Here is a 15249-nt window from a genome sequence, read left to right as displayed (position 1 = left end):
GAGAGGCGAACGGATACGCCTATGCGGTGTGCAGCCACACCCGCAGCGGGCCGAGCGGGGCGAACCCGGCGCGTACGGCCGTGTCGAGGTCCTCGCCGTGTTCGTAGCCCACGACCGGCAGCTCCGGCCAGTGGCGGCCGGCCGCGTCGAGGGCGGCCGCCCGGACGGCGTCGGCGTCCGCGTCGTCGTGGGCGAACACGTTGGAGACGCCGACGACCCCGCCGCCGGTGCTGACGACGGCCCCGGCGATGATCCGGGCCCCGTCACGGCCCGCGAGGAAGACGATCCCCTCCCGCAGCAGCCCTTCGTGGAAGAGGCCCGTGCTCCCCTCGCCGTCCCAGGCGGTCTCCCAGGCCGCCAGCTCCGCGGGGCTCGCCACCTCGTCCCACTCCAGCCGGCCGGCCCGCGCCGCCTCGGGAACGGCGGCCCCCGCCGGGCGGTGGATCCACTGCGCCTCGAACAGCACCTCGAAGCCGGCCGGGGCCAGGTCGAGCGCGGCGAAGCTGTCCTTCACCGAGCAGCCGGGGGCAGCCGTGTCGATCCCGGCGGCCACATCGGCGGCCGTGGCGTCCGGGGCGAGGGTGACTGCGTCGGGGTACAGCGGCGGGGTACGCCTCGGGCTGCACCAGTGGGAGTCGCGGAAGTGGCCGGTGCGGGAAACGGCCGCGCACCACTCGGCGTTGTTGCGGGCGGCCGCGCGCAGCAGCCCGCCGGTGCTCGGGATGATCGTCACTCCGGGATGCTGTCACAGTGCTTAGCCTGGGGCGATGCCTTATTCCACCGAGTACGTCCGCACGGGCCGGCGGGTCGGCCTGCGGCCCCTGTCGCCCGCCGACGGCCCCGAGTTCACGGCCCGTGTCCGGGAGAGCCGCGCTCTGCACCGGCCCTGGCTGTTCCCGCCGCAGACCCCCGAGGAGTACGGTCCCTACGCGGCCCGGCTGACCGGCGGCGACGGGAGCCGGGCCGGGTTCCTCGTCTGCGAGCTCGCCACCGGGGCCGCCGCCGGCTTCGTCAACGTCAACAACATCGTCCGCGGCGCCTTCCAGTGCGGGGCGCTCGGCTACGGGGCCTTCGCGCACGCCGCGGGGCGCGGACTGTTCGGCGAGGGCTTCGACCTGCTGCTGGCGCACGCCTTCGCCGAGCCGGGGGCGGGTCTCGGCCTGCACCGCCTGGAGGCGAACATCCAGCCGGGCAACGACGCGTCCATCGCCCTGGTCCGGGGCCGGGGCTTCCGCCTGGAGGGCCTCTCCCCGGAGTTCCTGTACGTCGACGGCGCCTGGCGCGACCACGAACGCTGGGCCCTGACGGCGCCGCCGGGGTGAGGGCGCCGCCGGAGGGGTCGCGGTCGCGCCGGCGGGGTGAGGGCTGAGCCGGCGGGGTGAGGGCTGAGCCGGCGGGGTGGGGCTGCGCCGCGCCCGCGATCCGCCGGGCCGCCCGCCCCCGCCCGCCCTCGGGCCCGTTCCCGCTCCGGGCGGGCTCCGCCCTCCCCGGGTACCCGGCCGCGCGGCCTTTGCGTAATCCTGACCGGTGGTGATGTGCGGAACCCCTGTGCACGGGGCCGCACCCGAGTGTTCCATTCCCCCATGGCCACCACAGTCCGACGTGCCCAGCTGACCCTCCCCGCCGCCCCCTTGGGCCCCGACAACCCGCTCCCCGCGCTGCGCGCCCCCGACGGGGTGCACGAACTGGACGAGCGTTCGCGCCACGGCCTGCCGCGCGACATGGCGCGGCAGATCGGTTACGAACCGCTGCGCTCCCTGCTGCCCGTCCGGCTCCGCGACGGATACGGACGGCGGCGCGAGGAGCGGGAGTTCGAGGCGGTCGTCATCGAGAACGGGCGGCTGCGGGTGACCGTCCTGCCCGGCCTCGGCGGCCGGATCCACTCCCTCGTCCACCTCCCCACCGGGCGCGAACTCCTCTACCGCAACCCGGTGTTCCAGCCGGCCCACTTCGCGCTCAACGGAGCCTGGTACTCCGGCGGCGTCGAATGGAACATCGGCGCCACCGGACACACCGCACTGTCCTGCGCCCCGCTGCACGCCGCGCTCGTACCGGCGCCCGACGGGGGCGTGATGGTGCGGCTGTGGGAGTGGGAGCGGCTGCGCGACCTGCCCTTCCAGGTGGACCTGTGGCTGCCGGCGGACTCGGACTTCCTGTACGTGGGCGTCCGCGTGCGCAATCCGCACGAACGGCCCGCCCCCCTCTACTGGTGGTCCAACATCGCCGTCCCCGAGGACGCCGGCACCCGCGTCCTGGCCCCCGCCGAAGAGGCCTGGCACTTCGGCTACGAGCGCACGCTGCGCCGCGTCCCCGTGCCGCACTGGCAGGACGCCGACCGTACGTACCCGCTGAACAGCACCTACCCCGCCGACTTCTTCTACGAGGTCCTGGCCGAGGACGCGGACCGCCCCTGGATCGCCTCCCTCGACGCCGACGGGCACGGCCTGGTGCAGGCCTCCACCGGGCGGCTGCGCGGCCGCAAGCTGTTCGTGTGGGGTGCGGGACCGGGCGGCCGGCGCTGGCAGGAATGGCTGACGGAGCCCGGCACGGGCGGCTACGCCGAGATCCAGGCCGGGCTGGCACGGACCCAGCTGGAGCACGTACGGCTGGAGGCCGGCGCGGAGGTCAGCTGGCTGGAGGCGTACGGGCCGCTGTCGGCGGAGCCCTCGGCGGTGCACGGCGCCGACTGGACGGCGGCGCGCGGGGCGGCGTCCGCGGCGCTCGACACCGCCCTGCCGGCCGGGGCCCTGGACGCGGCGTACAAGGCGTGGCGCGGGCAGGCCGACACCGAACCGGGGGAGCGGCTGGCGGACGGCTCGGGCTGGGGCGCGCTGGAGGTGCTCTGCGGGGGCTTCGACCTGCCCGGCACCCCCTTCCCGGAGTCCACCCTGGAGGAGGACCAGCAGCCCTGGCTGGAGCTGTGGCGCACCGGCGTCCTCCCGGCGCCCCGCGCGGCCGCCCCGCCCGGCCCCGGCCTCGTGGCCCCGCACTGGCGCGACATGCTGGAGACCGCCCCGGCGGACCCGCTGACCGAGTACCACGTCGGGGTGGCCCAGTGGCACGCCGGCGACGTCGCCCAGGCGGTACGCAGCTGGGAGCGCGGGCTGGCGCAGGCGCCCTCGCGCTGGCCGCTGCTGCGCTGCCTGGCGGCGGCCGACGCCCTGGCCGGGAACGCGGAGCGGGCCGCCGACCGCTACGCGGCGGCCTTCGAGGGGCTGGCGGGGGAGAGCCGGGGCGGTGGGGCCTGGACGGCCGCCGAGGCCGCGCTGGGCCGGGAGGCCATGACCGCCCTGCTCGCCGCCGGCCGCCTCGCGGCGGCGCGGGCCGTCTGGGACCGGCTGCGCCCGTCGCTGCGCGAGCAGGGCCGCTTCCGGCTGCTCGCCGCCCGGCTGCTGGCGGCCGAGGGCCATGTGGGCGCGGCCCGGCGCGTCTTCGAGGAGGGCTTCGAGATCGCCGACCTGCGGGAGGGCGAGGAGACCCTGTCCGAGGTGTGGGCCGCCCTGACGGACCGGCCGCTGCCGCCGGAGTACGACTTCCGGATGCGCCCGCCGCGAGAATGACGGGCCGGGCGGCCGGGGTGGCCGATGCGGTGGGGACGGTTGGGACGGCCGGGGCGGCCGGGGCGGTCAGACGGTCAGGCCCGGCACAGCAGTTCGCCGTGCAGGACCGAGAACCACGCGTCCGGGGCCGCGCCCCAGGCGTGCCAGGCTCCGGCGGCGGCGGCCAGGCCCTCCGGAGTGGCGTGGCCGCCGTCCGTGGCGGCGGCCGCGTAGGAGGAGGCGGTGGTGCGGTCCGCCCACAGGGCGGACCACCAGGCGGCCTCCTCCGGCGTCGCGTAGCACCAGGCCGTCGCCGACGCCCGTACGTCGGTGAACCCGGCCGCCCGCGCCCAGGACAACAGCCTGCGCCCGGCGTCCGGTTCGCCGCCGTTGGCCCGGGCGACCCGCCGGTACAGGTCCAGCCACTCCTCCAGGCCGGGGGTCGCCGGGTACCAGGCCATCGCCGCGTAGTCGGCGTCCCGCACCGCCACGATCCCGCCCGGCCGGCACACCCGGCGCATCTCGCGCAGGGCCCGCACCGGGTCGCCGACGTGCTGGAGCACCTGGTGCGCGTGGACCACGTCGAAGGAGTCGTCGGGGAACTCCAGCGCGTGCACGTCCGCCGTGGCGAAGTCGACCGACCCGGACAGCCCCCGCTCCGCCGCGTGGGCGCTCGCCCCGTCCAGTACGCCGGCCGCCGCGTCGACCGCGGTGACGTGACCGCCCGGCGCGACCAGCTCCGCCAGGTCCGCCGTGATGGTGCCCGGACCGCAGCCCACGTCCAGCACGCGCATGCCCGGCCGCAGTTCGCCGATCAGGTACGCGGCCGAGTTGGCGGCGGTGCGCCAGCGGTGCGAACGCAGGACCGACTCGTGGTGGCCGTGGGTGTACACGGCCGTCTCGCGGGGTTCGCGGGCTCCGTGCCTGCCGTGGGCGGCGGTGCTCATGGCTCACTCCTCGTCGTCGTGGCGGATCGCTGGGGCGTGGTGATCACCGTAGGGGACCGGCCCGTACTTTGAGATATCCGTTTTGACATGTGGACACCATCACTGTGGCACAAGGGGATTGGCCGGGTCGGTGGCAGGGCAGAGGTGGGGCGAGGACAGTGGGCCCCGGGGGCGGCGCACCCCGAGGTGAAGGACGGTGAGACCGATGCCGAAGACGTTGCCGGAATGGCACGCCGCGGCGCTGAGGCTCTTCGGTGAGCGGGTACGGGCGGTCACGGCCTCCCAGTGGGGCGCGGCCACCCCCTGCACCGAGTGGACCGTGCGGGACCTGGTCAACCACGTCACCGGGGAGCAGCTCTGGATCCCGCCGCTGGTCACCGAAGGGCGCACGGTGGCGCAGGTCGCCGAAGAGCTCTCCGGCGACCTGCTGGGCGAGGACCCGCCGGCCGCCTGGGAGCGGGCGGCGGCCGCCGGGCACGCCGCCTTCGCCGCGCCCGGTGCGCTGGAGCGGACGGTCACGCTCTCGTACGGGCCCACGCGCGTGTCGGCGTACTGCTCGGAACTGACGGCGGACTGCGTCGCGCACGCCTGGGACCTCTCGCGGGCCATCGGAGCCGACGACCGGCTGCCCGACGACCTGGTCGAGTTCTCCATCAAGGAGGTCATGCCGTACGCGGACGGCCTCGCCGCCAGCGGGATGTACGCGGAGCCGCTGGAGGTTCCGCCCGGCGCCGACGCGCAGACCCGGCTGCTCGCCCTCCTGGGCAGGAAGGGCTGAGCGGCGCAAGGCCGACGGGGACGCAGCGGTCAAGACGACACGGTTGACGGGCGTATCGGTGTAAATAATCGTATAAAGGTCAGGTCGATCGGTGGCGGAGACGGAAGGCGGGCACGTGTCGGGGATGGCCGAGGGCATGACGGAAGGGCTCGCCGGGCTCTGGCACCGCCCGGCCCCGGAGGGGCGCGGCCCCGTCCGGTACGGTCCGCCCGCCCCCGAGCCGGGACTCCCGGTCCTGCCCGAGCTGACCTCCGTACTCGCCGCCGCCGCGGACCGGCCAGCTCCGGAACCCCCCGGCGGCGGGCAGCCCCTGCGCGAGGCCGCCTGCCGCCACTGGGCCCGGCGCGGCCTCCCCACCGCCCCCGAGAACGTGGCCGCCGGCCCCGGCGCGCCCGCCCTGCTGCTGGCGCTGCTCGGCGCGTACGGCGGCGACGTGCTGCTGCCCAGGCCCTGTCCCGCCTGGTGGACCCCGCAGGTCCGGCTGCTGGGACGGCGGGCCTACCACGTGCCCACCCCGGCGGAATGCGGCGGCGTCCCCGACCCCTACGCCCTGCTGGAGACCGTACGGCGGGTCCGCGCCGAGGGCGGCGACCCGCAGGTCCTGCTGCTCTCGGTGGCCGACGACCCGACCGCGAGCGTGCCGCCGCCGGAGATGCTGCGCGAGGCCTGCGAGGCGGCCGAGGCCGCCGGACTGTTCGTCGTCAGTGACGAGAGCTGGCGCGACACCGTGCACCGGCCGCACGACACGCTCGTACTGAGCCCCGCCGAGATGCTCCCGGACCGGGCGGCCGTACTCGTGGACCTCGCCGGAGCGCTGCTCCCGGCCGGCTGGCCGGCCGCCGTGGTCCGCTTCCCCGGCACTCCGAGCGGCACCTGGCTGAGGGCCCGCACCCTCGACGTCCTCACCGCCACCGGCGCCCTGGTGGCGGGCCCCGTGGCGGTGGCCGCCGCACACGCCCTCGACGAAACCGACGCCGTCGCCGGGCGGGCCTACGCGGCGGCCGCCCTGCACGGCGCGGTGGCCGCCGCCGCGCACCGGGAGCTGCTGGCCGCGGGCGCCCTCGCCCGCCCCCCGCAGGCCGGCCGGCACCTGTACGCCGACCTCACCCCGCTGCGTGCGGGTCTCGCCCGGCACGGCGTGGGGGACGCCATGGAACTGGAGGACTGGCTCGGCGCCCGGCTGGGCACGCCGACACCCGGCGGGCAGCGCTTCGCCGACGAACTGGGCGCCCTGCGCGTACGGCTGTCGACCGGGCCGCTGCTGGGGGCCGCCCCGCAGGAGCGGCTCGCCGCGCTGGGCGCCCGCGATCCGCTGACGCTGCCACAGGTCCGGGGCGCGCTCGACCGGCTCGGGTCGGTGCTCGCCGGACTGGCCGACTGACGTGCGGCCCGTGCCAGCCGGCCGCCGCCGAACGGAGACTTCGCGATGAGGGACCAGCCGGACGCCCCCGTGACGACCGCCCCGCCGGCCGGCGGCCCCGGCGACGCCGCCCCCGCGCTGCCGGACCACCCGCCCCGGCGCCCTCCGGCCCCCGCCGCGCCCTCCGGCACCCCGCCCAGCCCGCCGGCCGCCCCGTCCGCACCCCGCCCGCTCGGCGAACACCGGCTCTGGCCGCGCTCGTTCGCGGACCGGCTCACCACCCCGCTGCCCGGGCTGCGCGCCTTCGCCCGGCTGGCCCGGGAGGGCGCGTTCCGGCCCGGCGCGGAGGGGCTGAGCGGTATCCCCGACCTGCCGTACGAGCCCGCGCCGCTGCCGGCGGCGCCGCCGGGCACGCTGTCCGTGACCTGGGCCGGGCACGCCAGCTGGGTGCTGCGGACCGGCGGCCTGACGGTGCTCACGGACCCGGTCTGGTCGCGGCGGATCCTGGGGACCCCGGCGCGGATGACACCCGTCGGGGTGCCGTGGGAGGAACTGCCGCCCGTGGACGCCGTGGTGATCAGCCACAACCACTACGACCACCTCGACGCCCCCACCCTGCGGCGGCTGCCCCGCGACACCGCGCTCTTCGTCCCGGCCGGACTCGCCCGGTGGTGCCGCCGCCGGGGCTTCACGAGCGTGACGGAGCTCGACTGGTGGGAGTACGCCGAACTGGGCGGCGTCCGATTCGAGTTCGTCCCGGCGCACCACTGGTCCAAGCGCTCCCTGCTGGACACCTGCCGCACCCTGTGGGGCGGCTGGGTGCTCACCGACACGGCCGCCGGGCGCACGGTGTACTTCGCGGGGGACACCGGCTACGGCCACTGGTTCGGCGAGATCGGCCGCCGCCACCCCGGCATCGACCTCGCGCTCCTGCCGATCGGCGCCTACGCCCCGCGCTGGTGGCTGCGCGACGTGCACGCCGACCCGGAGGAGGCGGTGCGGGCCTGCCTGGACCTCGGGGCCCGCAGGATGGCCCCGATGCACTGGGCCACCTTCGTCCTGTCGGCGGAGCCCGTCACGGAGCCCCTGCACCGCACCCGCGCCGCCTGGACCCGCGCGGGCCTGCCCCGCGAGGACCTCTGGGACCTCCCGATCGGCGCCTCCCGGACGCTCTAGGCGGCCGGCTTCGGCTTCGGCTTCGGCTTCGGCTTCGGCTTCGGCTTCGCCACCACGTGCATGCGCTCGCCCTGCTGGCCGAACAGGCTGAGGATCTCCACGGGCCGCCCGTCGGCGCTGCCGAACCAGTGCGGGGTCCGGGTGTCCCACTCGGCGGCCTCGCCCGGGCCCAGGACCAGGTCGTGCCCGGCCAGGACCAGACGCAGGCGGCCGTTCAGGACGTACAGCCACTCGTAGCCCTCGTGCGTGCGCAGGTCCGGCTCGGTACCCCGGTCCGGGATGACCATCTTGTACGCCTGGAGCGGGCCCAGGCCCTGGGTCAGCGCCACCGCCGTACCGCCGTCCCGCATCGCGCGGGGCGTCATCCGTACCCGGGGGTCGCCCACCGGAGGCGCCCCGACCAGGTCGTCCAGGGCCACCCGGTAGGCACGGGCGAGCGGCAGCAGCAGCTCCAGGCTGGGCCGGCGCTGCCCCGACTCCAGCCGGGACAGGGTGCTCTTGGAGATGCCGGTCTCCTCCGACAGCGCCGCCAGGGTCAGCCCGTGCCGGTCCCGCAGCCGCCTGAGCCGGGGGCCGACCTCGTCGAGGACGGCGCGGTGGGACGGCGGTCCGTCCGGGCGGGCGGGCGTGGGGGCGTGCGTGTGGGCATCCGGGCGCGCATCCATGCGGGCATTCCATCCGACCGTCCCGGAAACGGCAACACGGGGCCGGCGGCCGCCGGCCCGGCGGGCTCAGGGGGCGCGCTCGGGCAGGAAACGGGCCGCCTTCAGGGCCAGCTGGTCCCCGAAGTAGGCCGCCGCGTCGGGCCGCATCCGCGCCAGCGCCACCATGCCGGTGATGATGACGTCGCACACCTCGTCGTGCACGTCGTCCCAGCTGTGCGAGTACCCCTTGCGCGGGTTGCTCCCCGTGGCGCCGATCACCGCCTGCGCGGCCTCGCCGAACTCCTCCCCGATCTTGAGCACTTGGAGGAGGTGGCTCTGCGGAGGATGCACCCCGCGAGCGGCCGCGGCCACCTCGAAGCGGTCTGCGAGGGCGCGGACGGTGTCCCAGGAGGTGGAGTTCACGGCCCGACCCTGCCCCGCCGCAGCCGCCGCCACACCCCCGGAGCCACGCCGATCAGCACCGTCAGGGCCACCGCCAGCACCACGCCCTTCCACGGCTCGGAGAAGAGCGAGCCGCCCAGGATCCCGATCAGCCCGTACGTCGCGGCCCACGCCAGGCAGGCGGGCGCGTCACCCCGGGCGAACCGGTGCAGCGGCAGCCCGCCCAGCAGGCAGGCCAGCATCACCGGGATCCGGCCCGCCGGCACCAGCCGCGACAGCACCAGCACCAGCACCCCGTGCTCGTCCAGCTTCAGCCGCGCACGCTCCAGCCGCTCCGGCGCGGTCCGCCCCCGCAGGGACTCCAGCCACCGCGAGCCGCCCCGCGAACGCACCCCGCGCGACCCCAGCCAGTACAGCGCGACGTCGCCCGCGAAGGCGGCCAGCGCGGCCACCACGACGACGAGCAACACGCCGAAGGAGAGCGACCGCTGATGGAACGCCACCACCACCGCCGAACTCACCAGCGCCCCCGTCGGGATCACCGGCACCAGCGCCCCAAGCGCCACCAGCACGAACAACGCCGGGTATCCGACCGCCTGCTGGGTCGTCTCCGGCGGCACCCGCCCCACCACGTCCGCCGCCACCCGCCACGGCGTCACGGCAGCCGCACCCGCTCCCCGTGCGCGAGGACCCGCACGGCCACCTTCGGCGCGAGCACCCCCGCCCGCCGGGCGAACTCCCCGCCCGGCGCGTGGAACTCGTGCGGCCGCACCGCGTCCATGCCGATCGGCCAGTACGTCCCGTAGTGCACCGGCACCGCCGCCGCCGGAGCCAGCTCCGCCACGGCCCTCGCCGCGCGCTCCGCGTCCAGGTGCCCCGGACCCAGGTACGGGCCCCAGCCGCCGACCGGCAGCAGCGCCACGTCCACCGGACCGACCTCCTCGGCCATCGCGGCGAACAGCCCGGTGTCCCCGGCGAAGTACGTCCGCGCCGAACCCTCGACCACGTACCCCAGCGCGGGCGCCCGCCGCGGCCCGAACGGCACCCGCCGCCCGTCGTGCCGGGCGCTCACCGCCCGCACCCGCACGCCCTCCCGTACGCCGACCTCCTCGCCCGGGACCACCTCCGTCACCACCAGTCCCCGGGTCCCCGCCAGCCGCGCCAGCCCCGGCACCGCCCGGCGCGCCCCGCGCGGCACCACCAGCCGGGTTCCGGGCGCCAGCAGCGCCAGCGACGGCAGGTGCAGATGGTCGGCGTGCAGGTGCGACACCAGCACCACGTCCGCCTCCGCAGCCTCCGGCGGGGGCACCGCCCCGCGCCGCCGCCGCAGGTGTGCCAGACGCCGCGCGAACAGCGGATCGGTCAGCACCCGCACCCCCGAGTCGCGCACCGCGCACGTGGCATGACCCCACCAGGTGATCTCCACCGGCACCCCCGCACCCCTTCCCTCGACAGGACGAGCCTAGGACCTCCCCCGCCCGTCCGCCCGCCCGTCCGCGCGGAAGCGGAACCCGCAGCCCCCTCCTCCCCGGGCCCGGATCGGAGTAGGGTCGGGCGCCATGGATGCGCTGCGCGTGGCCGCTATCGCCAGCCTGGCCCCGCTCGAGGACCTCGACGCCGACCCCTTCACCGTGGACACCCGCAGCCAGCACGCCATGTGCGAGCGGTGGGCCGCCGAGCACGGATACGTGGTCACCCGGCAGCTGCTCTTCTACGGACTGCGGACCGACCACTGCGGGCTCTGGCGCGACGTGGACGCCGGGCAGGTCGACCTGTTCGTCGCCCCCAACCGCCGGGTCCTGGCCCGGGCGCTGCGCTCCGTCGAGGAGTTCACCGCCGAGTGCGAGCGGCGCGGCGTACGGCTGGAGACGGCCGGGCTGGACGAACCGGCCTACACCTCCGCCATGAAGGCCGAGGTGCACCGCCGGCTGTCCATGCCGACCGCCGGCTACGACGGCACCTGACCGCCGCCCGCCCGCCGGGCCCGTACTCCCGTGCGCCACCCATGTCGACCGGTCGCTCCCGCCGCCCTGTGCGACGCTGGCGAGGGGACCGCGGGCCGGACGCGGGCCGGGGAGCGAGGCGGGTGCGGCGTGTGGCGGGAGCGGTTGCGCTGGCGGCCGGCGGGCCGGGCACTAGTACGCGTGGTGCTCGTCTGGGCGGCGTCGACCCTCACCATGCTCGCCCTCGCCGGGATCCTGCCGGACTTCCGCCTGCAGTCCGCCGACGGTGCCAGCGTCACCCGGACGGGTCTGACCGCTGCCTGGGGCGCCGGTGCCTTCGGCGTGCTGAGCGCGCTGGTGTGGCCGGTCCTGGTACGGGCCCTGCTGCTGGTGCCCGCCCTCGTGCTCGGGCTGCTCGTCTTCTTCCTCAACGGCTCGCTGCTGCTGATGGCCCTCAGCCTGATCCCCGCCGGGCGGGGCGCGGCGGTCGCACCCGAGACGGCGGTGGTCGTGGCCGCCGCGATGTCCGCCGTGGCCTCGGCCACCTCCACCGCGCTCGCGGTGCGCGACGACGAGGCCTACCGGCGCCGGCTGTACCGGCTCGCGGACCGGCGCCGCCGCCGGTTCGGGGCGCCCACCGGCGGCAGCTCCGGGCTGGTCTTCCTCCAGCTCGACGGCGTCGGGTACGAGGCGCTGCGCCGGGCGGCGGCCGAGGGGCTGATGCCCGCGGCGGCCGGCTGGCTGGAGCGCAGCCACCGGGTCATGCCCTGGCACACGGACTGGTCCAGCCAGACCGGCGCCAGCCAGCTCGGCATCCTGCACGGCTCCAACTTCGACGTGCCGGCCTTCCGCTGGTACGAGAAGGACACCGGCGAGGTGATGGTCTGCAACCGGCCCACCAGCGCCGCCGAGCTCCAGCGCCGGGCGGTCGCGCGCACGCGTGACGGCGGGCTGCTCTCCCTGGACGGCGCCAGCCGGGGCAACCTGTTCGGCGGGGGCGCCGACCAGCTGGCGCTGGTGCTGTCCGTCGCGGCCCGACGGGGCCGCGCCCACCGCTCCCGCGCGGGGTACTTCGCGTACTTCTCCGACCCGGCCAACGCCGTGCGCACCGCGCTGTCCTTCGTCACCGAGGTGGGCCGCGAGATCAGCCAGTCGCTGCGCTCACGGATCCGGGGGGACCGCCCCCGGGTGGCGCGGGGCGGGCTCTACCCGCTGATCCGGGCCTTCGCGACGGTGGTCGAGCGGGACGTGGTCGTCGCCGCGGTGATCGGGGACATGCTCGCGGGCCGTGCCGCCGTCTACGCGGACCTGGTGGCCTACGACGAGGTCGCGCACCACTCGGGCCCGCACAGCCGGGACGCCGACCGGGTGCTGGCCCGGCTGGACCGGAGCCTCGCGCTCATCGCCAGGGTCGCCGAGCACGCCCCGCGCGAGTACCGCATCGTGCTGCTGTCCGACCACGGCCAGAGCCCCGGGGAGACCTTCCTCGGCCGGTACGGGCTCAGCCTGAAGGACCTGGTCCGGGCGGGCTGCGGGCTGCCCGTCTCCCGCCGGGCCGGCCGCACCCGCAGCGGGGCCGAGGCCCGGGCCGCGGTGCTGGCGGCCCTGCACCGGCCCGTGGAGGAGGGGGAGGAGGCCCACCCGGGACCCGGCCGCGGACCGGTGGTGCTGGCCTCGGGCAACCTCGGGCTGATCTCCTTCCCCGACGTGCCGGGGCGGGCGTCGAGGGCGCGGATCGAGCGGGCGCACCCCGCGCTGCTGCCCACCCTGGCCAACCACCCCGGCGTGGGCTTCCTGCTGGTGGACGGGGAGGTGCTCGGCCGGGACGGGGCGGTGGCGCGGCTTGACGTACCGGGGGAGGCCGAGGAGCTGCTGGCCCCCTTCGGCCCGGGCGCGGCGCGGGCCGTGCGCCGGACGGACTCCTTCCCGCACGTGGCCGACATCATGGTCAACTCGGCGTACGACCCGGCGACCGGTGCCGTGCACGCCTTCGAGGAGCAGATCGGCTCGCACGGCGGGCTGGGCGGGGAGCAGGCCCGCCCCTTCCTGATGTGGCCGACGGCGCTGTCGGAGCCGGGCCCGGAGCTGGTGGGCGCCGAGGCCGTGCACGCGGTGCTGCGCCGCTGGCTGCGCGAGGCGGACGGCCCCCAGGTCCCGTTGGACGGCCGGCCCGGGGAGGAGCCCGGGCAGCGGGTACCGGCGGCTTCAGGCCGGGAGGGCCGGGAGGGCCGGGAGGGCGGGGAGCCCGGTGGCGACCGCCCCGCGAGGGCCGCCCGGGAGGATTCGCGGCCCGGGGGCGGATCGGATGGAACCCTTCCTTCCGCAGGGGTGCCCGCACCGGACGAAACCCGGTGATTTGTCGCGCACTCCGCCGTGGTCAACCATGTGCTGACCTGCCCACCATGTGAGACACCCAGAGGCGCACCACCGATGACCAGCACCGCAGCCCCACCCGTCGAGGACAGCACCGCCCCCGGGGCCGCCGTACGGACACCCCTGGCCGCCGCGCCCCGGGGCGACCGGCACACCCGCCGCTTCGGACTGCCGGTGGCCGTCTGCCTGGTCATGGGCAACATCATCGGCGGCGGGATCTTCCTGCTCCCGGCCTCCGTCGCCCCCTTCGGCACCGTCAGCCTGCTGGCCTTCGGGGTCCTGACCGTCGGCGCGATCGCCCTCGCCCTCGTCTTCGGCCGCCTCGCCGAACGCCACCCGCGGACCGGCGGCCCCTACGTGTACGTGCGCGCCGCCTTCGGCGACTTCGCGGGCTTCCTCGCCGCGTACAGCTACTGGATCACCGCCTGGGTCTCGAACGCCGCCCTCGCGGTGGCCTCCGTCGGCTACCTCGCCGTGCTCTTCCCGGCCGTGGGCGAGCACCGGTGGTCGATGTGCCTGGCCGCGCTGGGCGTGCAGTGGCTGCCCGCCCTCGCCAATCTGGCCGGAACCCGCTACGTGGGCGCCGTCCAGGTGGTGTCGACCGTCCTGAAGCTGGTCCCGCTGCTGCTGGTGGCCGTGGGCGGCCTGTTCTTCTTCGACCCGGCGAACCTCGGCCCCTTCCAGGCCGCCGGGCAGAGCACCGTCGGGGCCGTCTCCGCCTCCGCCGCGATCCTGCTCTTCAGCTACATCGGCGTCGAGTCCGCCGCCGTCAGCGCCGGCGAGGTCCGCGACCCGGCCCGCAACGTGGGCCGGGCCACCGTCCTCGGCACCGTCGGCGCCGCCGTCGTGTACCTGCTCGGCACCCTGTCCGTCTTCGGGCTGGTCGCCCACGAGAAGCTGGTCTCCTCCCAGGCCCCCTTCACCGACGCCGTCAACGCCGTCTTCGGCGGCACCTGGGGCGGCACCCTGGTCGCCGGCGCGGCCGTGGTCTCGATGGTCGGCGCGCTCAACGGCTGGACCCTGCTCAGCGCGCAGACCCCGTACGCGGCCGCCAAGGACGGACTCTTCCCCAAGGTCTTCGAGAAGAAGCAGCGCGGGGTCCCGGTCGTCGGAGTGCTGGTCACGGTCGTCCTGGCCTCCTGCCTCACCGTCTACAACTACACCGCCGGCTCCGCGCGGGTCTTCGAGGTCCTGGTCCTGGTCACCACCTTCACCGCGACCGTCCCGTACCTGCTCTCCACCGCGGCCCAGCTCTACTTCCTGGCGTCGGGCCAGTCGGAACGGGTCCGGCGCGGGCAGCTGGTGCGCGACGCCGTCCTCGCCGGCGTGGCCTTCGCCTTCTCCATGTGGCTGGTCGCCGGGTCCGGCTACGCGGCCGTCTACCAGGGCGTGCTGTTCCTCTTCGCGGGCGTCCTCGTGTACGCGCTGATGGCGGCCCGCAAGCGGCGCGCGGCCGTTTCGGCCGGGGAGTAATTTGGGAGGAAAGACCGGCCAGGGGGGCGCCAAGGGGGCGCCATGTCAGCGATCAGCAAGACCATCGACATCGACCGGAGGCCCGAGGAGGTCTTCGCGTACGTGACGGACCCCACGCACCTGCCGGAGTGGCAGGACAGCGCCGTGTCCGCCGTCCCCATGGGAGACCTGCCCGTGCACGTCGGTTCGAGGGTCGCCGTCACCCGGCGGTACGGCAGGCGGAGGATCCCCACGACCGTGGAGTTCACCGAGCTGGACCCGCCGAGGAGCTGGCACGTCCACGGCGTCGACGGCCCGGTCAGGCCGGACGTGCGCGGCAGGATCGAGCCCCTCGACAACGGGACCCGCTCGCGCGTCACCCTCTCCGTCGACTTCGAGGGCCACGGCCTCGGCAGGGGCCTCGTCCCCCTCGTGGTGAAGCCCAGGGCCCGCAAGGAGATGCCCCGCAGCGAGGAGAAGCTCAAGCACCTGCTCGAGCACTGACCGCCGGCTGACAGCGGCTGTCAGCCCCGGCACCCGGGAAAACGCGGAGGGGGGGGGGGGGGGGGGGGGGGGGGGGGGGTGGGTGGGGGGGGGGGGGGGGGGGGGGGGGGGGGGGGGGGGGCACGCCAGGA

The 15249-nt window shown here is 76.3% G+C and carries 15 protein-coding genes; 9 read left to right on the top strand and 6 right to left on the bottom strand.

Translation table 11 applies throughout. The features are described from left to right. Positions 1 to 19 precede the first annotated feature (19 nt). Positions 20 to 733 carry a hypothetical protein gene (locus ACZ4WZ_RS08835; RefSeq protein ID WP_467886989.1) on the bottom strand — a complete coding sequence of 238 codons (714 nt, stop codon included), beginning with the start codon at positions 731 to 733 and terminating at the stop codon, positions 20 to 22. 34 nt (positions 734 to 767) lie between these two features. Here ACZ4WZ_RS08835 and ACZ4WZ_RS08830 point away from each other — a divergent pair, with 34 nt between their 5' ends. Further along, positions 768 to 1322, top strand: a complete 555-nt coding sequence (locus tag ACZ4WZ_RS08830) for a GNAT family N-acetyltransferase (protein WP_467886986.1) — start codon at positions 768 to 770, stop codon at positions 1320 to 1322. Between the two features lie 261 nt (positions 1323 to 1583). Further along, positions 1584 to 3560: a DUF5107 domain-containing protein gene (locus tag ACZ4WZ_RS08825; protein ID WP_467886983.1), complete on the top strand. Its 1977-nt coding sequence runs from the start codon at positions 1584 to 1586 to the stop codon at positions 3558 to 3560. Positions 3561 to 3634: 74 nt separating this feature from the next. On the opposite strand, the gene ACZ4WZ_RS08820 is transcribed toward ACZ4WZ_RS08825, so the two are convergent. Beyond that, on the bottom strand, positions 3635 to 4486 hold the full coding sequence (locus ACZ4WZ_RS08820) for a methyltransferase domain-containing protein (RefSeq protein ID WP_467886981.1): 852 nt from the start codon (positions 4484 to 4486) through the stop codon (positions 3635 to 3637). 205 nt (positions 4487 to 4691) lie between these two features. On the opposite strand from ACZ4WZ_RS08820, the gene ACZ4WZ_RS08815 reads away from it, so the two are divergent. From ACZ4WZ_RS08815 to ACZ4WZ_RS08805, 3 genes are all read left to right on the top strand, one after another. After that, positions 4692 to 5264, top strand: coding sequence for a TIGR03086 family metal-binding protein (locus ACZ4WZ_RS08815; RefSeq protein ID WP_467886978.1), 573 nt, complete (start codon positions 4692 to 4694; stop codon positions 5262 to 5264). Between the two features lie 136 nt (positions 5265 to 5400). Beyond that, the gene (locus ACZ4WZ_RS08810) at positions 5401 to 6645 is read left to right on the top strand and encodes an aminotransferase class I/II-fold pyridoxal phosphate-dependent enzyme (RefSeq protein WP_467887393.1); all 1245 of its coding nucleotides are present in this window, start codon (positions 5401 to 5403) and stop codon (positions 6643 to 6645) included. 45 nt (positions 6646 to 6690) lie between these two features. Beyond that, positions 6691 to 7800 (top strand): MBL fold metallo-hydrolase, encoded by a 1110-nt coding sequence (locus ACZ4WZ_RS08805; protein WP_467886975.1) that lies wholly within the window; start codon positions 6691 to 6693, stop codon positions 7798 to 7800. On the opposite strand, the gene ACZ4WZ_RS08800 is transcribed toward ACZ4WZ_RS08805, so the two are convergent. The 4 genes from ACZ4WZ_RS08800 to ACZ4WZ_RS08785 form a co-directional block, all read right to left on the bottom strand. Continuing rightward, on the bottom strand, positions 7797 to 8465 hold the full coding sequence (locus ACZ4WZ_RS08800) for a helix-turn-helix domain-containing protein (RefSeq protein ID WP_467886973.1): 669 nt from the start codon (positions 8463 to 8465) through the stop codon (positions 7797 to 7799). The two genes, ACZ4WZ_RS08805 and ACZ4WZ_RS08800, sit on opposite strands and share 4 nt — an antisense overlap. Positions 8466 to 8531: 66 nt before the next feature. Next, positions 8532 to 8867, bottom strand: a complete 336-nt coding sequence (locus tag ACZ4WZ_RS08795) for a MazG-like family protein (protein WP_388942611.1) — start codon at positions 8865 to 8867, stop codon at positions 8532 to 8534. Beyond that, positions 8864 to 9505: a DedA family protein gene (locus tag ACZ4WZ_RS08790; protein WP_467886969.1), complete on the bottom strand. Its 642-nt coding sequence runs from the start codon at positions 9503 to 9505 to the stop codon at positions 8864 to 8866. The genes ACZ4WZ_RS08795 and ACZ4WZ_RS08790 overlap by 4 nt, the downstream gene beginning before the upstream one ends. Beyond that, the gene (locus ACZ4WZ_RS08785) at positions 9502 to 10278 is read right to left on the bottom strand and encodes an MBL fold metallo-hydrolase (RefSeq protein WP_467886967.1); all 777 of its coding nucleotides are present in this window, start codon (positions 10276 to 10278) and stop codon (positions 9502 to 9504) included. The genes ACZ4WZ_RS08790 and ACZ4WZ_RS08785 overlap by 4 nt, the downstream gene beginning before the upstream one ends. 127 nt (positions 10279 to 10405) lie before the next feature. Between ACZ4WZ_RS08785 and ACZ4WZ_RS08780 the strand changes: the two genes are divergently transcribed. The 4 genes from ACZ4WZ_RS08780 (at position 10406) to ACZ4WZ_RS08765 (ending at position 15118) form a co-directional block, all read left to right on the top strand. Further along, positions 10406 to 10810 (top strand): hypothetical protein, encoded by a 405-nt coding sequence (locus ACZ4WZ_RS08780; protein ID WP_467886964.1) that lies wholly within the window; start codon positions 10406 to 10408, stop codon positions 10808 to 10810. Between the two features lie 213 nt (positions 10811 to 11023). Further along, positions 11024 to 13144, top strand: coding sequence for an alkaline phosphatase family protein (locus tag ACZ4WZ_RS08775; RefSeq protein WP_467887390.1), 2121 nt, complete (start codon positions 11024 to 11026; stop codon positions 13142 to 13144). A gap of 75 nt (positions 13145 to 13219) precedes the next feature. Further along, complete coding sequence (locus ACZ4WZ_RS08770; RefSeq protein WP_467886962.1) at positions 13220 to 14635, top strand: amino acid permease; 1416 nt, start codon at positions 13220 to 13222, stop codon at positions 14633 to 14635. A 42-nt stretch (positions 14636 to 14677) separates the two neighbouring features. Further along, on the top strand, positions 14678 to 15118 hold the full coding sequence (locus ACZ4WZ_RS08765) for an SRPBCC family protein (protein ID WP_467886959.1): 441 nt from the start codon (positions 14678 to 14680) through the stop codon (positions 15116 to 15118). Positions 15119 to 15249 lie beyond the last annotated feature (131 nt).

The organism is Streptomyces sp. NPDC029122 (assembly GCF_055569445.1).
Note: the sequence above shows the minus strand (reverse complement) of the source record. Positions and strands in the feature narration are given on the sequence as shown.